Here is a 20,903-nt window from a genome sequence, read left to right as displayed (position 1 = left end):
AAGCCATACCGGTCTTTCGGGGCCGGTGGTCATGCAAGGAGCCGCACCGGTCTTTTGGTGCGGCTTTTTTTATTGTTCCAGATTTATACTGTATCGGTTGTAATATCTTCCAGCCTGTCCAGCTTGCGCAGGCCGGGGAACAGGCCCATCCATATGCCGGTAACAACCAGTGTGCCAACGCCTCCCAGCACAACGGCGGCAACCGAGCCCATAACAGCAGCCAGCATCCCGCTTTCAAATTCGCCCAACTGGTTGGATGACCCGATAAAAAGCATGTTCACGGCAGATACGCGGCCGCGCATTTCATCTGGTGTACCAAGCTGGACCAGTGCGCCGCGGACCATAACGCTCACCACATCCGCCCCGCCCAGAATGGCCAGCATCAGCACGGATACGGCTATGGAATGGGAAAAACCGAACAGAATGGTCGCTACACCAAAAATGGCTACGGCGGTAAACATCCACCGTCCGGCATGCCGACCCAGCGGGTGGCGGGCCAGAACCGCAGCAACAAGTAAGGCGCCAATGGCCGGGGCTGCCCGCAACAGCCCAAGCCCCCACGGCCCGGCATGCAGGATATCCGTGGCAAAAATGGGCAGCATGGCTGTGGCACCGCCCAGAAGGACGGCAAACAGATCAAGCGAGATCGCGCCCAGCATGGTGGGTTTGCGTCGCAAAAAGGCAATACCGCCAAAAACAGCGGCCAGAGTCGCTGGCTGCCGTGGCCGGACCGGGCTTGTGATGACCATGGACCCGGTCGCGAGTGCTGCTACGGCGAAGCTGATCGCGCAGAGCGAATAGCAAACGCCCGCGCCCAGACCGTACAAAAGTCCGCCCAGAGATGGTCCGGCAATGCTTGCGACCTGAAACAGGGAGGCAGAGAGCGCTGTGGCACGGGGGAACAGGGCTGGCGGCACAATGGAGGGCAGAAAGGTCTGTTGGGCAGGCATTTCAAACGCCTTGCAGGTACCAAATATGGCAACCAGCCCGTAAATCATGGTGGCGTTCAACTGGTGCGTAAAAGAGGCATAGGCCATGAATGCCGCGGCCAGAAGCTCTATGCTCTGGCAGGCGACCACAATGCGCTGGCGGTTGTGCTGGTCCGCCGCATGCCCGGCAGGGAAGATAAACGCCACCATGGGCAGGAACTGCGCCAGCCCCACAAATCCCAAGGCCGCTGCACTATGGGTGAGTGCATAAACCTGCCAGCCAACGGCTACGGCCTGCACCTGCCCGGCAAAGGCGGACAAGGCCCGCGCGCCAATAACAGCGGCCAGACCGGGGTGACGCAAAAGGGAGGGTGAAGGGGCAGGGGCATCAGGCATGGCAAAAACTATGTCGTATCCGGGAGCAGAAAAAGGGGCGGGACTAAAAAGCACTCTGTTCAGGTATGAATGCGCATGCACACCCGCAGGGCTAATCAAAAATATCGTATTGGTAAAAACGGATGTGCTATGGCCCCGCCTGATGTGGGGGGCATGGCGTGTGGTGGAACAGATCAAGACCACCGTACCCTTCCACAGGACCGGGAAGGACCGCAACCACGGGTTTGTCGGAGGGAAAACAGGTTCTGGCTGGGGCGGGAGGATTCGAACCTCCGCATGGCGGAATCAAAATCCGCTGCCTTACCGCTTGGCTACGCCCCAATGGCCTGAACTGCCTGCGCCCCTTTTAAGCCAAACAGGGTTCGGTCGTAAAGGCCGCTTGTCGCAAAATTAGCCGCGCGGGGCTGATATTGTGGCCTGCGTAAAGCTTGTCTCCATGTCGGCCACATCGTCCAGATCAGCCAGCCCGTCCTGATGGGTGTTCGCGTCCGCTCCGGTGGGGAACAGGCCAAAGCGCCCGGCCCTGTCCAGCGCCTGATCAAGAGCTGCCATGGTGCTGCCCATATCGGGGCTTTCGTCCTTTTCCCAGACGCGCAGGGTGTGGGTCCATACGGCTACCAGCATGTTCACGCGCACAAAGCCAGACACGCCATTGGCGTTTATGCCTGCGGCATCGGCCATCCAGCGCATGCTTTCCACTGTTGCTCCTCCGAGCAGCAGGGTCAGGACCGGGTCCATGGGCAGGGAGCGCAAAACGGACTGCAATCCACCGCGATACTGCTGGAACACATCCAGCCTGCGCATCAGCAGGTCAAACAGCCGCTCGCGTGCAGTGCCACAGAGCATGTCGTCCGCTAACGCCACATTATCGGCCATGCGGCCAAGACGGAGCAGGATACTGGCCTTGAGGGGAAAGCGCTGCCGGGCTTCAGGCAGGGGCAGCCCCGCCTCGCGCGCTGCTGCCAGCACGGTTACGGAGTCCCAGCCCCGGTCCTGAGCCAGTGTCAGGGCAGCCGAGACAAGAGCTGTGTCAAAGTCGTCATTATCCATATCAAAGACCTGTCGCATGAGCGGTAAATGGCTTGGCGGAGTGGTGCTGGCAAAGCAGTAAAGTCTAGCTGGCCAGTTCTCTTGCGCGGTGTACGGCAGCGGCAATGGCGGCGGAGGTGGTTGCAGGCCATGCCTGCGGGGCCATCATCACCTTTAAGGCTTCAGCCGTGGTGCCGCCGGGGCTGGTTACGTTGCGGCGCAGCTCTTGCGCATCGGTCGGCAGAGTATGCAGCATGCAGCCTGCGCCATACAGGGTGCCACGGGCCAGCTTGCGGGCAACATCGGCGGGCAAGCCCTGCTCCACGCCTGCTTTTTCCAGCAGTTCGGCCATTAAAAACACATAGGCTGGACCACTGCCGGAAATGGCTGCAACGGAGTCGATCAGCCCTTCCTCGGCTACCCATACGGTTTCTCCCACGGCAGAGAGCAGGGCATTACAATGGGATTTCTGTTCCGCTGTGGCGTTGGGCGGGGCGTATAGCCCGCTCATGCCCGCCCCCAGCGCGCAGGGTGTGTTGGGCATGGAGCGGATAATAACCGGGTTGGCCTGCGGGTTGGCCTGCACACAGGTGTCGTGCAGGCTGGCAATGGTACGCCCCGCCATGACCGAAAGCAGCGTTGCCTGCCCAAAACGCTGGGCCAGTTCAGCCAGCACGGGGTTGGCCTTCTGCGGTTTAACCGCAACAATAATCACGTCCGGCGTAAAGCTGGCGGGAACAGCCTGTATGCTCTGCACCACCTTGTGGGGGGCTGGCAGGTCTGCAAGGTGGCGATCAATAATGACGGAGGGGGCCAGCCCGGCCTTGAGCCAGCCTTCAAGCATGGCACCACCCATTTTGCCGCACCCGACAAGCAGGATGGAGGGAAGGGGAAAATGCTCAGTCATGTTCATGCCTCTCCATGGCAGTCCAGCATGGCCGAAGCCAGGGCATCTGCCGCACTCAACCCACCGGTCAGGAAAAAGCGCAGGGCCGGATAAAACCGCTCGCACTCGGTCAGGGCGATGTCGATCATGTCTTCAAAAATGTCGGTTGCGGTTTCCGTGCCACGCAGGAGCAGGGCGTGGCGGAACAGCAGCACCCCATCTTCCGTATCGACGCTAAAATGGCCGACCCATACCTGCTCGTTGGCAAGCCCTATCAGCTCGTACAGGGCCAGTCGCATGTCCGGGCTTACGCGCAGGTCAAAGGCGCAGGTAAACAGAATGGTGCCCAGCTCGGCCGACCACGAAAAAAACAATCCGTAGTCGCACCATCTGGCCGGGGCTTCGGCCGCCATTTCGGTCGGGGTGCAGCGGTCAAAGGTCCACCCATGCCCGGCAATGACCTGTTCCATCAGGTCCAGCGGGTTGGTGGGTGGGGTGGTGGAGCCGGTTGTCAGGGCTGGCATGGCATGACTCCCGTGCCTGCGGTCAAAAACAAAAACGGGACAAAAGGCGAGCGGGCTCTTTTAGTGTGCGCCGCCCTTGTGGCTGCTGGTCAGGTGCTGTTCCAGTGCTTTTATCCGTGTTTCCAGTGCGGCCAGTCGGCGTTCGGCCTCTTCCTGGCCAATGCGGGCCTGTGCGGCCAGTTCGCGCATGACTTCAAATTCTTCACGGCGGACAACCTGCAGGCTGGTCAGCACTTCGTCCACACGGCTGCGGACAATGGCGTTCATTTCTTCACGCACACCGGTCAGCGCGGACACTGCACCTCCGGCAACACCTGCAAGATCATCAAAAAAGCGCGGTTTGTCAGCCATGCGGGGGTCTCCAATCAATCCGTTATGAGCGACCAGCAGCCTGCTGCTGTCTGGCGTAGCGCTCTTATGGTTCCGACTTTATAGAGAATAAAGGCCCGGCCGGACAGAGGCCATGCCCCGGTTTCCATTTTTGTGGTGCAGTTTATCTGTCGGGCGCGCACGGGGCTTTCTCTGGCTCTCCATTGACCGCTTGGAGTCTCGTTCCCATTATTAAGGATAACAGTTGCAAAAACGGTGCGCGTAGCCAACACCCTTTGGGCAGGCGTGCAGTGTGGTATGGAGACACTCTTATAATGACAACAGTCTTGGGGGAGGCTTTTTGTACCCCCCGCCTGAACGCATGCTCTGGGGCGGCGGCTGGCTGTGGGCGGCGCAGGATGCCGCCCGGTAATGGTAACAGGATGGGGGAAGGGACGGCTGCATGAGTGATCGTGATCCGTATTCAGTATTAGGTATTGCCAGAACAGCCAGTCAGGATGACATCCGCAAGGCGTACCGCAAGCTGGCCAAAAAATATCATCCGGACCTGAACCCCGGAGATAAAAAGGCCGAAGAGGAGTTCAAGGCCCTCAATCAGGCCAATGACCTTTTGTCCGATGCGGACAAACGCGCGCGTTTTGACCGGGGCGAGATTGATGCCTCCGGGCAGGAACGCCACCCCGGTTTTGGGGCTGGTGGCTTTGGCGGCGGCGGCTTTGGCGGTGCAGGCGGGTTCCGCCCTGGTGGCGCTGGCATGGGCGGTTTTCAGGAAGAAGACCTGAGCGACCTGTTCGGCGGTATGTTTGGCGGGGGTGCCCGCGCGCGGCGTGCTGGCCCGCGCAAGGGGGCGGACCGGTCCTTTGCGCTGAATGTCAGTTTTCTGGACGCAGTAAATGGCGCTACGTCACGCGTGAACCTGCCAGATGGCGCAACGCTGGATGTGCGTATTCCCCCCGGTATGGAGGATGGCAAGGTCCTGCGCCTGCGTGGCAAGGGCATGCCCGGCGTGCAGGGTGGCCCCGCAGGGGATGCGCTGATTACGGTGACCGTACTGCCCGACGCCATCTTTACGCGCGAAGGCTCCGACCTGCGGGAAACCCTGCCCGTGGACCTGAAAACCGCAGTGCTGGGCGGCCCCATTATGGTGCCAACCCCTACAGGCACGGTGAAGATGAACGTACCCGCGGGCTCCGATACCGGCACCGTGCTGCGCTTGCGTGGCAAGGGTGTGCAGGCCCATGGGGGCAGGGAAGCGGGGAATCTTTACGTGCGGCTGGAGGTCAAGGTTGGCAAGGCCGATGCCGCACTGGAGGCTTTTCTAAAGGACTGGACGCCAGAGAGCGCGGTGAACGCATAATGCGCGCCCCGCCTCCCGCCCATCAAAGCATGCGGGAGGCGTGATCTGGCGGACCCGCAGGCCAGTCAGTGGCTTACGGGTCGTTGCGGTACAGGGGAACGTCCACCTTGTGCCCGTTTTTGCTGGTGATCAGGATATGCCCCGCGTTAGGGGAGATCAGGGTCATGGTCATAGTTGTGCCATTCTGGGTGCCAGCCCAGGATGAACCGGTTTTCTGGGCAAGGCTGAAGCGGCTTTCACCAATATTAGAGGCATAGACTTCGGGGACAGTGACCAAAAGCCGGGCGGCCGGGCCCATGGCCTTGTTGCCTGCAACCGTAAAGGCAGGCACCTCGGCCCGCACGGTCCATGAACCCATAAAGGTGGCCATGGGGTAAGAGGCTGCAGCCGTGGAGGCCTGTGCAGGGGCTGTTGTGTGGGGAGCGGCGGCCATTGCGGGGGCTGCTGCCAGCCCCAGCATGGCGGAACAAAGAAGAAAATGTTTCATGTCTGTTTCCATAGCAAAAAATCAGCTCCGGTCTATGTGCCGTGTTTGGTCAGGTGCCGTCCAGTGCTGGCTCCGTGAGGCAGAGGCCCTGAATGGCTTGACGAACCTTCATGACAGGATCAAGAAAAAACAGGATCCTTTCCGGTCTGCATGATAATCACGTGGAGAACAGCATCATGAGTGAGCAGGAAACACAAGGCCGTGTTGACGGAGCCACTCCTCTGTACGATGGGCAGTCTTCCGCTGTGCAGGCCGGGCAGCAGGGGGATGGAACACCATCTGCCGTGACTGGCGATGCCACGGTGCACACGCAGACACACGAGGCGCTGGCCAAGCCGGTGCATGTGCTGCCTGCTTCCAGGCCAGACACCCCTGCTCCGGTTCAGAACCCCGTTGCCCCGCCCGCCAATGACACGGGAATGACGTTCAAGGAGTTTTCCCAGATGGGGGGCGCGCTGGTTTTTGTCATCGGCTTTGTAGCCCTTGGGCTGCACGCCATTTATTACGCAGGTTACTAAAGCGGCCCTGCTCAGGGCCGCTGCTCCGCCTATTCGTGGCGGAGGGTTACGACCAGTACATCGCGGTAAGCCGGACGGCTGGGGTCCACGGGCTGTACGGGCGTGACGCCGTGGTAGACCCTGTTGTCATTCACAACGGCTGTGTCCATGGGGTTGGTCAGGGTAAAACTGCCAACCTGTTTGTGGCTGAGGTCGTGGATGGATGTTTCCCCCTGCGCCACGTTCTCCCGCCGTACCATCACGACAAAAACCCAGTCCACACCATCACGGTGCAGTCCTTCAGGCGTTGGGTGGCCGAGCGCATCTGGCCGGGCTTCAATACGGAATTGGTGTATTTCCGTATGCCATGCGTTGGGCCTGCGCTCTGCGGGGGTCAGGTCCGTTACCACACGCAGGGCCAGCCGTAATATGGCCATGAGTGCCGGGTGTTCGCCAAGGGCGGGCAGCACGGGTTTGAACCAGCGCTCCACGCCCCCGTTAAGGGTATTGTAATCCCGGCTCTGGTAGTGGGGCTGGTGTGGTTTGCGTGTCACTGCGTCCAGTGTCAGCGAGAACGTGGCGTAGCGTCTGCGCCGGTAGCGCCCGCCATCGGCCATGTAACGGTCCACGCCCAGATCGTTCCAGCTTGCGGCAAAATCCTCCCATCCCCGCAGGCCCCCGGCCTCCAGCACGACCTGCATGGCCTGCGCCTGAAGGAAGGCAAAGCCGTCCTTCGCCAGAGGGGTTTCCAGACTCTGGATAATCGTGCCCGCAAGGGTATTGGTAAACATGGGCTCGGACATGGGATGGGCCTCTTAATCGTCGGCTTTGGGGTGGGTGGGCGGTTGCGTGCTGGCCGCAGGTTGTTGCGCGGGTTGTTGCAGGGGTCTGGCCGGGTTGGGGGTTGCCGGGCCGCCTTGCGGCATGGGGGGCATGGCGTCGAGCGCCATATGTATGGGTACGTTGGGCGGCGTGGTGGAGTAGCTGGTGGAGGTGTAGAACCTGACGCCAGCGGCCGCCATGCGCAAGGCAATACGGCGGTAGAACTCGCGCTGAACCTTCCACTTCATCATTGGTGCGGTTTTGATAATACCAACCAGTACCGCGCCGTTTCCATCCGAATTATCTACACCCAGATCGGTATAATCAGAGAAGATGATGGGGCGGAAGGTCTCTTCCTTGCGCATGTCTTCAATGGTTTTCTGCATGATCTTGACGACCTTGCCCGTGTCTTCGCTCAGGTCCAGAGTCTGGCGCACGATAATCTGGTTAAAGCCGCGCGCCGTGTTGGCAATGGAGGTTACAGAGGAGAACGGAATGATATGCAGGTCTCCGTCAAACGACCGGACACGCAGGGTACGGATGGAAAGGTGCTCAACCGTACCGGCAATGCCACCTGTCGTCACCCAGTCTCCTACCTGAATGGCGTCTTCGGCCAGCATGAAAAAGCCGGTGATCACGTCTTTGACAAGGCTTTGCGAACCAAAGGACAGGCCGACACCCAGAATGCCTGCGCCTGTCAGCAGTGGCGTCACATTGATCCCGATCTGCGAGAGGGTGGTGACCGCGACAAAGATGACAATCACAGTCAGCAGCACCGTGCGGATAATGGGCAGTACGGTACGCAGTCTTGCCGCCCGGGCCTCCTGCGCGCTGGCCGAATAGCGCGAGATCTGCTTGTTCAGCATACTGTTCACCGTCTCCCACGCCACTGCGGCAATAGTCATGCCGATCAGCAGGCAGGCCACGGCTCCAATCAGGCGCAGCCCAAGGGCTGAGTGGAAGAAGAAGTCAAAGGTGGGAATGCTCCAGCTTTGCGCAACACAGATCGCGGTGGTCAGGATAATGGCGATGGTGATGATCTTGCGTACGAACGGGTAGTAAAAATCCGCCCGTTTCTGCAGGTCAGGGTACTGGGCCTGCAATTCCGGCCCAACGCGGAACAGCCGGTCCTGCAACCCGTAAACCAGTAGCGCGAGAATGCGGGAGACAATCAGGCACAGAAGGTTCAGCAATGTGCCATGCAGAATCCACTGGTACCCCCCCTTCAGGTGGGCCGCCCAGACAAACCACAACGCCATGTCCAGAAAAATGACCGGCACCCACCACAATTTGGCCAACGTGCCCGCAAATGCCCACAGGGCATTTTTGCGCAGCCCCGGGGAAGGCTGGAGTGCGCGGGCCACAATATGGCGGATACGCCAGATAAAGGCGGCAATCAGCAGGTGTTCGACCAGCACCACACCGCGCATCATGGCTTCTACCCCGCGCGTATCCAGATCAAACTCCCGTCCCAGAATGGACAGGCAGATGACAACGGACGGTGCGGCGACCAGCACGTTCCACCACCGGGTCAGCAGTCGGGCCGTGTCATCTGGCATGGGCAGCAGGCGGATCGCGGGGGAGCGCGGGACCAGAATGGTCTCGACAACAAGGTACAGGCCACGGGCAATGACGTAAGCGTTAACCAGCGTGAGTGCGACTATACGGGCCTGATCGGTAGAGGTCAGAAACTCCGCGCCAAGGTAGCTGAACAGCAGACACATCCCTACCGGCAGCAGTTTGAGCAGGAAGTGCATGGCATTGTAGGGAATGCGCACAAGGTAGCGGAGCACTTCGTTCCCGCGGCGCTGGTCTTTTTCGCGCGTTTGGGTTGTGTCCGCGTCTGTTTCCGTGGGGCTGTCCGCATCTGCCACCGTTTCGGTTCCGGCAGGCGCATCGCTGCTTATGGTCTGGGCCTTCGCCTGTCGGACCTCCCGCGCTTCGGCCATTTTCTTGACCGAGGTCAGGGGCCTGCGCAGGCCAATGCTGGTTGCCCGCTCGGCCACAAGAGCCAGGGCAATAATCAGCAGGGCGCGGCCAAAGGAATCCAGCAGGGACTGGCGGGACTGCGGATTTTGCACCTCATGGCGGAACCATGTGCCAACTGAGCCCAGATCGGTAAACAGGCTGGTAAAATTGTCCACATACTCTGTCGCTGTGTTCCCCAGATCATCAAGTTCCGAGTGTACGGAATTATCTATGACCGCGGGTGTGACGGTAGAATCCGTACTGGCAGGAGCCGCGGGCAGCCCTTTGGCCATAAGGGTCAGAGTTCTGGAAAATTCGGCGCGTTTTTGCGGGTCGTTCAGCACATCCAGCAGTTGCTGGGCATCCTGCTGGCTTAGCCCGCCTGTCTGCACGGCGGCTGGGCTATCAGCAAGAGCGTGCGTGGTGGGGAGCAGGCACCAGCCGAGCAGGAGCACAAGGCAACTTTTGGAAATCCAGGAAAAAAAGAAAAACCGGTCCCGGCTTTGTGCGGTCATGACCTGCCCTGTCCTTTGCTGAACGGTCTGGAGGTTTTGCGCTACGCGCCTGATGTTGCCCGCAGGGTAGGAGGCAAATCAGGCGGTATCAAGACCGGCAGCCGGTTCAGCTATTATTCGGGCAGGGGGTGGGCTCAGGCGTGGGGTGGAAAAGGGGCAATCTGGGCGGGTCTTGTATGCCGCAGGACCAGTGTGCCTGCTATCATGTCATGCAGCCCCTGTTTGCGCTGAGTGAACGCCACCATCAGCACCCCGATGTAAAGTAGGGGAAAGGACAGAAACGCCTTGATGACAAACCGCAGCAATGCGCGCAGATGCGAAATCTGCTCCCCCTGAAGCGTAACCACTTCCATCCCGAACAGCCGCTTGCCCGGTGTCGCCCGGAACGCGGAGGCTTCGAACATGACGCAGTACACCATGGGCAGCAGGCTGAGCACAATGCCAAACGTATGCCACTCCGACCCCGCGTGCAGGTGCGGGATCAGGACGGATACCGGGCTTGCATGCGGGAGCGATGTTGTGGCGATGTTCACCACATCCACCGTCTGGCTGGAGGCGTCGGGAATGGGCAGTTCCTCCCAGTCCACGTTAATTTTGGGGCCAAAGAACAGGCCGAGAATACATTCAGCCGTGCTCAGGATGACCGCATCGATCAAAAACGCCCAGACGCGCCACCAGAATCCTGCGTAAACCCATACATCGGGCTGCGGCGGCGGTGTATTCCAAGCACCGGACCCGGCGGATTGTGGTGCGGCGCCCCAGCCGGGCGGAGGCGTAATGCTGGACATGATCAGGCTCCCTGATGTGCCGCGAAAAGGCAGGTCATCTGTAAAAAACGGGACACTCAGCTACGATACGAGCCGTTGATGTCGATATAGCCGTGTGTCAGGTCACAGCTCCATGTGCGGGCCGTGCCCTGACCAAGTCCCAGATCAACCGCAATAGCAATATCCTGCCCCTTCATGTGGGCAACCACGGGTGTTTCGTCATACCCTTCGGTGACAGTGCCATTACGGGCAATGCAGACGCCGCCAATGGAGACGCTCAGCGTGTCCCGGTCGGCAGGTTCGCCGCATTTGCCAACGGCCATGACTACACGGCCCCAGTTGGCGTCTTCCCCCGCAATGGCGGTTTTGACCAGTGGGGAGTTGCCAATGGCCATGGCCACACGCCAGGCGGATTCGTCAGATACGGCTCCGCTGACCGTAATGGTCATGAGCTTGGTCGCTCCTTCTCCATCGCGGATGACCAGCAGGGCAAGCTCGCGCAGCAGGTCGTTCAGTGCGGTTCTGAAGTCGGCCAGAGCGGGGTCGTGCAGGGCGTCCACCGTATCGGCCACGGGAGCGTTGCCCGCCGCACCGGTGGCAAACAGCAGAACCATGTCCGATGTGGATGTATCGGAATCGACCGTAATGCAGTTGAAGGTGGTTTTAACCCCGGTGCCCAGCAGGGATTGCAGCACGGAGGCTGGCAGGGCCGCATCCGTTGCAACAAAGGACAGCATGGTGGCCATGTCGGGCGCGACCATGCCGCTGCCTTTGGCCATGCCCTGAATAACCACATCCGTGCCGTTGATCCGTGTTTTGCGGATGGCGGCCTTGGGGAAGGTATCCGTGGTCATGATCCCGCGCGCCGCAGCCTCCCACCCGGTTTCGGACAGGGCGGCATGCAGTGCGGGCAGGGCGGTGGTAATGCGCTCGGCGGGCAGGATTTCCCCAATAACCCCGGTGGAGGCCAGATAGACCGCATCGGGCGAACAGCCTGTTACTTCGGCGGCTGCCTGTGCCGTGGCCTCGCATGTCTGGCGGCCTGCGCGGCCGGTGAACACGTTGGCGTTACCCGCGTTGACGACCAGAGCGCGGGCCTGCCCGCTGGGCAGAATGGCGCGGCACCAGTCCACCGGCGCGCCGGGGCATTTGGATTTGGTAAACACACCGGCAACAGTGGTGCCGGGTGCGAATTCGGCCAGTACCAGATCGGTCCGGCCCTTGTAGCGAATACCCGCCGCAATGGCGCCAAGCCTTACCCCACGAACAATGCCAAGCTCAGGCATTGGCTGGGCAAGGGGAGAAACGGGGAGAGACTGCGCCATCTGGCGGTATCCTTGGTAGATGATGTCAGCCCCGGTCCACCACAGAGTTCTCTGGAGTGGGCCGGGGCTGTTGCCGGTTGGAGTATCTTACTTTTTAGGCGCTGCGGGCGTATCGGCCATCGGCTTGCCCGTGGTGGGGTCAAAGCGCACGATCTTGACACCGGCTGCCGCTTTTTCCACGGCCTGACGCACGTATTTCTGGATCAGGGCCTGACGGATCTTGTCATGCACGGCGTCAAGCGTGGGGGTCGGGTCCGTGCGTGTGTCCAGCACCTGAATAACGTGGAAACCATACTGGCTCTGCACGGGTTTGGTGCTGATTTCGCCCTTCTTCATGGCAAAGGCTGCATCGGAGAAGGCAGGGATCATATCGCCCTTTTTGAACCAGCCAAGGTCACCACCGTTCTGTGCGGCGCTGCCCTTGTCGGTCGAGACTTCGGCCGCCAGTTTACCAAAATCCGCGCCACCTTGCAGTTTCTTGATAACGTCGTTGGCTTCGGCTTCGGTCTTGACCAGAATGTGGCGTGCGTGAACTTCCTGCTCGGCAGGCTTGCCCACGTAATTTTCGTTATAATACTGCTTGATGGATTCATCAGACAGATGCGGCATCACCTGTTGGGACAGCCATGCGTTCTGGAGTGCGTTGTCCGCTGCCGTCTGCATCAGCTTCTGGGTATCGGGCTTTTTGTTCAGCCCTTCCTTCTGTGCTGCAATCAGGATGGCCTTCTGGTCCGCCAGCTGGTTGACCAGCATGGGGTAGATCAGGGAAGTGGGGAGCTGGCGCATCTGCGGCGGCATGGTGCTCATGGCGTTCTGCACATCGGCAACGGTAATTTTTTCACCGTTAACGGTGGCCACAACCGTGTTCGGGTCCGTGGGCTGCGCGGGTGCCGTGGAGGCCGCCGGTGCTGGTGCTGCCGCAAAGGAGGGAGCGCACAGCATGGAGGAACCGAGCAGGGCAGTCGCTGCCAACCCGAACGCGTAGGGAATAAACCGCATAGGATAAAACCTTAAAGTCGGTAAAAAACAGTTCGATATGTATGAAGGAGGCTACCCGCCCCGGCAAGCCCTGTTTCGTTCTGATATGGGGTATGGACGGTAAGCTTGGTTGACCGAACCCCTGCCCGGCCCTATTTTGCAGGGCAAGCCACGCAAAACGCCTGTGTCTTTCGCCCTGTCCCGCATTATTTTTGCGGGATGATTGCAGGGTGGAGGGGGCAAGGCCGCACTGTTCTGGAAAGGTGTTCATGCTTTCACGCTTCGTCCGCGCCCTGTTCGGCACAGCCAATGACCGGACGCTCAAGGCATTCCAGCGCCGTGTGTCGGAAATTAACGCACTGGAGCCTGAGATTCAGGCTCTGGATGATGCTGCCCTGGCAGCCAAAACCATAGAGTTCAGGGAGCGGCTGGCCAAAGGCGCCACGCTGGATGACCTGCTGCCCGAGGCCTTTGCCGTCACGCGCGAGGCCTCGCGCCGCGTGCTGGGCATGCGCCATTTTGACGTGCAGCTGATTGGCGGCATGGTCCTGCATTCCGGCCGCATTGCGGAAATGCGCACGGGGGAAGGCAAAACGCTGGTGGCAACGCTGGCTGTGTATCTGAGCGCCCTTTCCGGCAAGGGTGTGCACGTGGTCACGGTCAATGACTATCTTGCCTCGCGTGATGCGGCGGAAATGGGGCAGCTTTACACATTTCTGGGGCTGACCACGGGCGTTATCGTGCCCAACATGCCTGATGAGCAGCGCCGTCAGGCTTATGCTGCGGATATTACCTACGGCACGAACAACGAGTTCGGGTTCGACTACCTGCGCGACAACATGAAGTACCAGCTGAACGAAATGGTTCAGCGGCCCTTCCACCACGCCATTGTGGACGAGGTGGACTCGATCCTGATTGACGAGGCGCGGACCCCGCTCATTATCTCCGGCCCGGCGGAAGACAGTTCCGACCTGTATCGCTCGGTGGATAGTGTTGTCGCCCGGCTGGTGCAGGACGAAACCGCATACGAAAAAGATGAAAAATTCCGTACCGTCATCCTGACCGATACCGGATCGGATGCGGTGGAACTGCTGCTGCGTGAGGAAGGTGTGCTGGATGAGGGCGGGCTGTATGACCTGCACCACGTGGCCGTTGTGCACCATGTCATGCAGTCCCTGCGTGCGCATACCCTGTTCGCGCGTGATGTGGATTACATCGTACGTGACGGCAAGGTTGTGATTATTGACGAGTTTACCGGCCGCATGATGGAAGGCCGCCGGTATTCCGATGGTCTGCATCAGGCACTCGAAGCCAAGGAACATGTGGAAGTCCAGCAGGAAAACCAGACGCTGGCCTCCATTACCTTCCAGAACTTCTTCCGTCTTTATCCCCGCCTTTCGGGCATGACCGGCACGGCCATGACCGAAGCCGATGAATTTGCCGAAATCTATAATCTGGATGTGGTGGCCATTCCCACCAACCGCCCCGTAGCCCGCAAGGATGGGGACGACGAGGTTTACCTGACAGAGGCGGAAAAATTTGCCGCCGTTGTCAAGCTGATCAACGAGGTGCATCAGCGCCAGCAGCCCATTCTGGTGGGCACAACCTCGATTGAGAAGAGCGAGGCCCTGTCCGCCCTGCTCAAGCGCGAGAACATTCCCCACCACGTGCTCAATGCCCGCTTCCATGAGATGGAGGCCAAGATTGTGGCGCAGGCTGGCGCACCGGGGGCCATTACCATTGCCACCAATATGGCTGGCCGCGGGACGGACATCAAACTCGGCGGCAATGTGGACATGCTGATCGCCCAGCAGCTTGGCGATATGGAAGACACGCCCGAACGCGCCGCTGCGGAGCAGGAAATCCGCGACCGCGTAACGCGTGACCATGCTACGGTGCGTGAGGCCGGTGGGCTGTACGTCATCGGCACGGAGCGGCACGAAAGCCGCCGGATCGACAACCAGCTCCGTGGTCGCGCGGGGCGGCAGGGGGACCCGGGGAACTCCAAGTTCTTTATTTCGCTTCAGGATGACCTGATGCGGATTTTCGGCTCCGACCGCATGGGCAGCATGTTCCAGAAGATGGGCATGCAGGAAGGCGAGGCCATTGTTCATCCATGGCTGAGCAAGGCGCTGGAACGGGCGCAGAAAAAGGTCGAGTCCCGTAACTTCGACATGCGCAAGAACACGCTCAAATATGATGACGTGATGAACGACCAGCGCAAGGAAGTGTATGCCCAGCGCCGCGAGTTCATGGCGCAGGATGACGTATCCGCGATTGTGGCCGACGCGCAGGACGATGTGACCGATATGCTGGTTGCACGCCACATTCCCGAAAAATCCTTTGCCGAGCAATGGGATGTTGAGGGGCTGACCCAGCAGGTCCACAAGACGTTCGGCCTTGACCTGCCAATTGCCGACTGGGCGCGTGAAGACGGAATGGACGCCGAGGGCGTGGCCGAGCGGATCAGCCAGGCGGTCACCCAGTCCCAGGCTGCGCGGGCAGCCAATATTGGCCCCGACCTGATGCGGTTTATTGAAAAGCAGATATTGCTGACAACGTATGACGCGGTCTGGAAGGAGCACCTGCACGCGCTGGACCAGCTCCGTCAGGGTATTGGCCTGCGCGCATACGGGCAGAAAGATCCGCTGAACGAATACAAGCATGAAGCCTTCCAGCTCTTTACCTTCATGCTTGAGGAAATGCGCCTGCGCGTTGCATCGCTCATGGCGCATGTGGAGGTCTCGCCTCCACCGATGGAAGACCCTTTTGCGGACACGGCGGCCATTCATGCCGACCCCGGAGTTGCAGGGTATGCCTCGGAACCGGGTACCGGGCTTACGCCGGGTGCCTCGCCGGAAATGGCTGTGCCCATCGGGGGTAGCGCCATTATGCCGGATGATCCGTCCAGTTGGGGAGAAACCCCCCGCAACGCGCTGTGCCCATGCGGATCGGGCAAAAAATACAAGCATTGTCACGGGCAGCTAGGCTGAATACGGCCCACCCGGCGGCAGGACAGGTAAGGTAAGGAATATGGCTGGTCATTCCCAGTTCAAGAACATCATGCACCGTAAGGGTGCGCAGGACGCCAAGCGCGCCAAGCAGTTTGGCAAGATTATCCGCGAGTTGACCGTGGCCACACGCTCCGGCCTGCCCGAGGCCAACTCCAACCCGCGCCTGCGCGCCGCCATTGTTGCGGCGCGTGAAGTGAACATGCCCAAGGACACCATCGAGCGTGCGATCAAAAAGGCATCGGGCGGCGCTGGTGGCGATGACTACGTGGAAATGCGTTACGAAGGCTACGGCCCCGCAGGTGTGGCGGTTATTGTGGAAGCCCTGACGGACAACCGCAACCGCACGGCATCGGAAGTGCGTGCGGCATTTTCCAAAAGCGGCGGCTCCATGGGGGAAACCAATTCCGTCTCTTTCATGTTCCGCAGGCTGGGGGTGATTACCTACCCCGTATCCGCGGCTTCGGAAGATGACATGCTCGAGGCGGCTATCGAGGCCGGGGCCGAGAACGTGGTTTCGACCGATGCAGGGCATGAGATCACGTGTGAGGTCGAATCCTTCTTTGCGGTCAAGGACGGGCTGGAAGCCCGGTTTGGTGAGGCCGAAAGCGGCAAGCTGGACTGGCGGCCTGAAAACACCGTGACACTGGATGAGGAAAAGGCCCGCAGTCTGTTCAAGTTCCTCGATGTTCTGGAAGACAATGATGATGTCCAGAATGTTTATGCCAATTTTGACCTGCCGGATGATCTGGCGGAAAAACTGTCGGCCTGATTGTGGTCCGTCTGCTCGGCATTGATCCCGGCCTGCGCTTTACAGGGTGGGGCGTGATTGATGTTGAGGGCAACAGGCTCCGGCATGTGGAAAACGGCGTCATCGCCACCAATAGCGCGGACAGCGTGCCAGACAGGCTCAAGGTTCTGCATGATAACCTGCACTGGCTGATAGAACGCCTCCAGCCTTCGGAAGCGGCGGTGGAGGAAACCTACGTCAACCGCAACGGAACAGCCACGCTCAAGCTGGGCTATGCCCGTGGCGTGGCCCTGCTGGCCCCCGCTCTTGCCGGGCTGAGCGTGGCTGAATACGGCGCACTCTCAGTTAAAAAAGCGGTGGTTGGCACTGGCTCGGCAGATAAAAAACAGGTGGAAATGATGGTGCGCAGGCTCCTGCCGGGGGTGGAGGTCATACGGGCGGATGCGTCCGATGCACTGGCTGTGGCTATCTGCCATGCTCACCACAGGGCCAGCGCCCGCCATATTGCAGCCGGAGTGCGCATGGCATGATTGCGTTTTTATGCGGACTTGTCATTCAGGTGGATCTGGGCAGTTGCGTGGTGGATGTGAACGGCGTGGGCTATCTGGTTGCGGCGTCCACCCGCACTCTGGCAGCCCTGCCCAACCCACCCGAAAAGGCCCGGATTCTGATTGAAACCGTGGTGCGTGAGGACGCCATTCTGCTCTACGGTTTTTCCGAAAGTGCGGAGCGTGAGTGGTTCCGCCTGCTTACGGGTGTGCAGGGGGTTGGGGCCAAGGTGGCGCTGGGTATTTTGTCCGCCCTCTCCGCGAGCGATTTGGTGGCGGCCCTGAGCACGGCGGACAAGGCCACCCTGATGCGTGCGCCGGGCGTGGGCGCACGGCTGGCCGAGCGGATATTGACCGAACTGCGCGATAAGGCCGGTAAAATGCCCGGCAGCAAGGGCGGCTTTAGTGTGCCTGTCATGGCAACGCCCGTTGGCAGTATAGAAGCCGATGCCCTTATGGCGCTGGCAGGTCTGGGCTTCCGCCGTATGGAGGCAGCCCCCGTTGTGCGCCGTATTATGGACGCCAGTGGGCCGGACGCCACGCTGGACACGGTGCTGCGTGACAGCCTGAAAGACCTGGCACGATGAGCCCGGAGTTTACCCCCGAGCGCGAGATTGACGCGACCCGGCAGGGCGAGGATGCGGGCGAGGCTGCCTTACGGCCACAAACCCTCTCTGACTTTACGGGGCAGCAGGCCAGCCGCGAAAACCTGTCTGTTTTTATTCATGCCGCCCGCAACCGGGGGGAGGCGCTGGACCATGTTCTGCTGCATGGCCCGCCGGGTCTGGGCAAAACCACACTGGCCCAGATTGTGGCGCGCGAACTGGGGGTGGGGTTCCGTGCTACATCCGGTCCCGTTATCCAGCGCGCGGGTGATCTGGCGGCTATTCTGACCAACCTGCAACCGCGGGATGTGCTGTTTATTGACGAAATTCACCGTCTTCAGCCCGCGATTGAGGAAATTCTCTACCCTGCCATGGAGGATTTCCAGCTCGACCTGATTATTGGCGAAGGCCCGGCAGCGCGTTCCGTGCGGATTGACCTGCCCCCCTTTACGCTGGTTGCGGCCACCACCCGTGCCGGGTTGCTGGCGACACCTTTGCGTGACCGCTTTGGCATTCCGCTCCGTCTGGTGTTTTACACGCCGGAAGAGCTTGCGCGCATTGTGGCGCGTGGGGCGGACAAGCTGGGGTTTGCCCTGTCCGCTGGCGGGGCCATGGAAATCGCGCGCCGCTCGCGAGGGACCCCCCGTATTGCAGGGCGTCTGCTGCGCAGGGTGCGTGATTTTGCCTCCCTCTCCGTGCCAGAGGGGCAGGTGGTTGAGGTTGATGTGGCCGATGCCGCCCTGACCCGGCTGGAAGTGGACGGTCTGGGGCTGGACGGCATGGACCGGCGTTACCTGCGGCGCATAGCAGAGTATCACCACGGTGGCCCCGTTGGGGTGGAAACACTGGCTGCTGCTCTGGCCGAATCGCGCGATACGCTGGAAGATGTGATCGAACCTTTTCTTATTCAGGAAGGGCTGGTCCTGCGCACAAGCCGGGGCCGTGTGCTGGGCGAGCGTGGCTGGCGGCATCTTGGCTTGACGCCCCCACCCCGGCCGGAAAATACAGCGGGACCGCAGATGGATTTTCTGGTGGATGATGAGGAAGCTCCATGAGCAGCCACTCCGTAGATTTTCGCGTTTATTATGAAGATACGGATGCCGGGGGCATTGTGTACCATGCCCGGTATCTGGCATTCGCCGAGCGGGCGAGAACCGAGGCCATTCGCAGTTGCGGCATGCCTGCCTCGGGCCTTTTGCATGATTACGGGCTTGTGTTTGTGGTGCATGACGCCAGACTGACTTACCGCATGCCCCTGCGGCTGGATGATGTGCTGACCGTTACAACACGGCTGACATCCCTGCGCGCCGCAAGCTGCCGTCTGGAACAGATTGTAACCCGCGGAGCCGATGTTGCGGCCGAGGTGGATGTAGGTCTGGCATGTGTGCGTGCGGTAGATGGGCGTCCTGCCCGATTTCCGCCGTTATGGCATGATCTTCTGACGCGGTTGGCACCAAAGGGCTAAAAGCGCCTCTTCTGCTTTTTTACGGAAAACAGTAAGAAGCAGCAATGTTGGGCCGTGAGGAATCTCGCCCGAGTCGGAGACTGGTGGCCCGCAACGGGTGCAGAGGCAGGAGGCATTATTGGATCGTGCGGTTGATGCGGCAAATCTCGGCGTAAGCGCGGCGGGAGACCTGTCGGTTTGGGCGTTGTTTATGAACGCCTCGCTTGTGGTCAAGCTGGTCATGCTGGGGCTGCTTTTATGCTCTATTATGGTCTGGGCCATTATTATCGACAAGTTTGTGACAATCCGGCGGATCAATCGCGCGGCTTCGGGGTTTGAGGACCGGTTCTGGTCCGGTGGCAGCCTTGATGACCTGTACGAAAGCGATGGCGCAAAGCCCGTAAGCCCGATGGCCGCCGTATTTGGCGCCGCCATGGGAGAATGGCGGCGTTCGGCCCGTATTCCGGGGGTGGATCTGGTGCGTGGCGGGGTCAAGGAGCGCGTGGACCGCGCCATTGGCATTACCATCACGCGGGAGATGGATCGCCTGCGCCGCTGGGTGATCTTTCTGGCAACCGTGGGGCCGGTCGCTCCGTTTGTGGGCTTGTTTGGCACGGTGTGGGGGATCATGCATTCCTTCAGCTCCATTGCGGCGGAGCACAACACCAACCTGAGCGTTGTGGCCCCCGGTATTTCCGAGGCGCTGTTTGCCACCGCCATTGGCCTGCTGACCGCCATACCCGCCTATGTGGCCTATAACGTGATCAGCAACAGCATGGACCTGTTTGAGGACCGTCTGGAAGGATTCGGCACCGAGTTTGCCGCCATTCTCTCCCGCCAGTCTGAAGAAAGGGTCTGAGCATGGCCATGTCGTCTGGTGGAAGCGGGCGCCGCCGCAGGCGTCCGATGGCCGATATTAACGTAACGCCCATGGTCGATGTCATGCTGGTGCTGCTGATCATCTTCATGGTCACATCCCCCATGATGACCAGCGGCGTGAATGTTGATCTGCCCAAAACCGATGCCCGGCCCGTAAACTCGGATACAAAGCCGATTACGGTGTCCATCAAGGCGGATGGGTCCCTTTTTCTGGGGGATGCGCCGGTCACGGCGGACCAGCTTGTGGCCCAGCTCAAGGCAGCCGCGAATAATGACTCCGAGCACCGCATTTTTGTGCGTGGCGATGCCCATATTGATTATGGGCAGGTCATGCAGGTCATGGGTCAGATTACCGCAGGTGGATTTACACATGTGGCTCTGCTGGCGCAGCAACCCGCCAGCTCCGGGCAATAAGCCATCCGGTCGGGTGGAGAGGTACGAACACGATGCCCATGGCACGGCCACGCCGGTCTGATCAGCTTCTGCTCAGGCGGTCTCTTTATGTGTCAGGTGCGGCGCATATCGCAGCGCTTGTGGCACTGCTGATCTCCCTGCCGCCGCCAAAGCCGCCGGAAGAACCGCCACAGCCAACGGTCGAGATGGAATTCGAGCCATCAGACGCGCAGGATGGAGGCCCCTCCGCCAAGGCTGACAAGCCTGCGGATGAGCCGCGTCCGCCTGCTCCCGCTGTGCAGGATGCCCCTCCCACGCCCGAGCCGCCCAAGAACGTGCCGAACGAGGAGCCGCCGCCACCGCCTCCACCGCCTCAGGCTGTGCCGCCCCCGCCCCAGGCGGAGGCTGAACCGCTGCCGGATGTGCCCCTGCCCCCCAAGGCGGAGGAACCCTCGCCAGAGG

The 20,903-nt window shown here is 60.5% G+C and carries 21 protein-coding genes, 1 tRNA gene and 1 pseudogene; 11 read left to right on the top strand and 12 right to left on the bottom strand.

Going from position 1 to position 20,903, the window contains the following annotated elements; genetic code table 11:
- Positions 1-83: 83 nt before the first annotated feature.
- From AB2L51_RS07200 to AB2L51_RS07175, 6 genes are all read right to left on the bottom strand, one after another.
- A complete protein-coding gene (locus AB2L51_RS07200; RefSeq protein WP_395582068.1) occupies positions 84-1,325 on the bottom strand; it encodes an MFS transporter in 1,242 nt (413 codons plus the stop codon).
- Between the two features lie 246 nt (positions 1,326-1,571).
- Positions 1,572-1,646, bottom strand: a tRNA-Gln gene (locus tag AB2L51_RS07195).
- 69 nt (positions 1,647-1,715) lie between these two features.
- Complete coding sequence (locus AB2L51_RS07190; protein WP_395582069.1) at positions 1,716-2,375, bottom strand: TetR family transcriptional regulator; 660 nt, start codon at positions 2,373-2,375, stop codon at positions 1,716-1,718.
- Between the two features lie 64 nt (positions 2,376-2,439).
- Positions 2,440-3,261, bottom strand: a complete 822-nt coding sequence (proC, locus tag AB2L51_RS07185) for a pyrroline-5-carboxylate reductase (protein ID WP_395582070.1) — start codon at positions 3,259-3,261, stop codon at positions 2,440-2,442.
- Between the two features lie 2 nt (positions 3,262-3,263).
- Positions 3,264-3,764 (bottom strand): type III secretion system chaperone family protein, encoded by a 501-nt coding sequence (locus AB2L51_RS07180; protein WP_086646539.1) that lies wholly within the window; start codon positions 3,762-3,764, stop codon positions 3,264-3,266.
- A gap of 60 nt (positions 3,765-3,824) precedes the next feature.
- Entirely contained in the window at positions 3,825-4,115 is a 291-nt protein-coding gene (locus tag AB2L51_RS07175) for an accessory factor UbiK family protein (protein ID WP_395582071.1), read from the bottom strand.
- A gap of 421 nt (positions 4,116-4,536) precedes the next feature.
- On the opposite strand from AB2L51_RS07175, the gene AB2L51_RS07170 reads away from it, so the two are divergent.
- Entirely contained in the window at positions 4,537-5,451 is a 915-nt protein-coding gene (locus AB2L51_RS07170; protein WP_395582072.1) for a DnaJ C-terminal domain-containing protein, read from the top strand.
- Positions 5,452-5,524: 73 nt separating this feature from the next.
- Here the strand turns inward: AB2L51_RS07170 and AB2L51_RS07165 are convergent, their stop codons facing one another.
- Complete coding sequence (locus AB2L51_RS07165) at positions 5,525-5,938, bottom strand: hypothetical protein (RefSeq protein WP_395582073.1); 414 nt, start codon at positions 5,936-5,938, stop codon at positions 5,525-5,527.
- A gap of 176 nt (positions 5,939-6,114) precedes the next feature.
- On the opposite strand from AB2L51_RS07165, the gene AB2L51_RS07160 reads away from it, so the two are divergent.
- Positions 6,115-6,456 carry a hypothetical protein gene (locus AB2L51_RS07160; RefSeq protein WP_395582074.1) on the top strand — a complete coding sequence of 114 codons (342 nt, stop codon included), beginning with the start codon at positions 6,115-6,117 and terminating at the stop codon, positions 6,454-6,456.
- Between the two features lie 29 nt (positions 6,457-6,485).
- Here AB2L51_RS07160 and AB2L51_RS07155 read toward each other — a convergent pair whose 3' ends face one another.
- From AB2L51_RS07155 to AB2L51_RS07135, 5 genes are all read right to left on the bottom strand, one after another.
- Complete coding sequence (locus tag AB2L51_RS07155) at positions 6,486-7,238, bottom strand: 2OG-Fe dioxygenase family protein (RefSeq protein WP_395582075.1); 753 nt, start codon at positions 7,236-7,238, stop codon at positions 6,486-6,488.
- A gap of 12 nt (positions 7,239-7,250) precedes the next feature.
- Positions 7,251-9,740, bottom strand: a complete 2,490-nt coding sequence (locus tag AB2L51_RS07150) for a mechanosensitive ion channel family protein (RefSeq protein ID WP_395582076.1) — start codon at positions 9,738-9,740, stop codon at positions 7,251-7,253.
- Positions 9,741-9,874: 134 nt separating this feature from the next.
- Positions 9,875-10,528: an RDD family protein gene (locus AB2L51_RS07145; protein WP_395582077.1), complete on the bottom strand. Its 654-nt coding sequence runs from the start codon at positions 10,526-10,528 to the stop codon at positions 9,875-9,877.
- A 56-nt stretch (positions 10,529-10,584) separates the two neighbouring features.
- Positions 10,585-11,832, bottom strand: coding sequence for a bifunctional glutamate N-acetyltransferase/amino-acid acetyltransferase ArgJ (gene argJ / locus AB2L51_RS07140; protein WP_395582078.1), 1,248 nt, complete (start codon positions 11,830-11,832; stop codon positions 10,585-10,587).
- Positions 11,833-11,919: 87 nt separating this feature from the next.
- Positions 11,920-12,831, bottom strand: coding sequence for a peptidylprolyl isomerase (locus AB2L51_RS07135; protein WP_395582079.1), 912 nt, complete (start codon positions 12,829-12,831; stop codon positions 11,920-11,922).
- A 248-nt stretch (positions 12,832-13,079) separates the two neighbouring features.
- On the opposite strand from AB2L51_RS07135, the gene secA reads away from it, so the two are divergent.
- The 9 genes and pseudogenes from secA to AB2L51_RS07090 form a co-directional block, all read left to right on the top strand.
- A complete protein-coding gene (secA, locus tag AB2L51_RS07130) occupies positions 13,080-15,803 on the top strand; it encodes a preprotein translocase subunit SecA (protein WP_395582080.1) in 2,724 nt (907 codons plus the stop codon).
- 40 nt (positions 15,804-15,843) lie between these two features.
- The gene (locus tag AB2L51_RS07125) at positions 15,844-16,593 is read left to right on the top strand and encodes a YebC/PmpR family DNA-binding transcriptional regulator (protein ID WP_166115676.1); all 750 of its coding nucleotides are present in this window, start codon (positions 15,844-15,846) and stop codon (positions 16,591-16,593) included.
- Between the two features lie 2 nt (positions 16,594-16,595).
- Positions 16,596-17,102, top strand: a complete 507-nt coding sequence (ruvC, locus tag AB2L51_RS07120) for a crossover junction endodeoxyribonuclease RuvC (protein WP_395582081.1) — start codon at positions 16,596-16,598, stop codon at positions 17,100-17,102.
- Positions 17,099-17,707, top strand: a complete 609-nt coding sequence (ruvA, locus tag AB2L51_RS07115; RefSeq protein WP_166115671.1) for a Holliday junction branch migration protein RuvA — start codon at positions 17,099-17,101, stop codon at positions 17,705-17,707. The genes ruvC and ruvA overlap by 4 nt, the downstream gene beginning before the upstream one ends.
- Positions 17,704-18,780: a Holliday junction branch migration DNA helicase RuvB gene (ruvB, locus tag AB2L51_RS07110; protein WP_395582082.1), complete on the top strand. Its 1,077-nt coding sequence runs from the start codon at positions 17,704-17,706 to the stop codon at positions 18,778-18,780. Before ruvA ends, ruvB begins: the two co-directional genes overlap by 4 nt.
- Positions 18,777-19,190, top strand: coding sequence for a tol-pal system-associated acyl-CoA thioesterase (gene ybgC / locus AB2L51_RS07105; protein WP_395582083.1), 414 nt, complete (start codon positions 18,777-18,779; stop codon positions 19,188-19,190). Before ruvB ends, ybgC begins: the two co-directional genes overlap by 4 nt.
- Before the next feature lie 97 nt (positions 19,191-19,287).
- On the top strand, positions 19,288-20,028 hold the full coding sequence (gene tolQ / locus AB2L51_RS07100) for a protein TolQ (protein ID WP_025826892.1): 741 nt from the start codon (positions 19,288-19,290) through the stop codon (positions 20,026-20,028).
- Positions 20,029-20,030: 2 nt separating this feature from the next.
- Complete coding sequence (gene tolR / locus AB2L51_RS07095) at positions 20,031-20,462, top strand: protein TolR (protein ID WP_166115665.1); 432 nt, start codon at positions 20,031-20,033, stop codon at positions 20,460-20,462.
- A gap of 32 nt (positions 20,463-20,494) precedes the next feature.
- Positions 20,495-20,903, top strand: a pseudogene (locus AB2L51_RS07090) (energy transducer TonB); the annotation flags it as partial.

Origin of the sequence: Acetobacter fabarum, assembly GCF_040702925.2 — a bacterium.
Lineage (GTDB): Bacteria > Pseudomonadota > Alphaproteobacteria > Acetobacterales > Acetobacteraceae > Acetobacter > Acetobacter fabarum_B.
The sequence above is the reverse complement of the archived record's forward strand: the minus strand, read 5'-3'. Positions and strand labels throughout refer to the sequence as shown.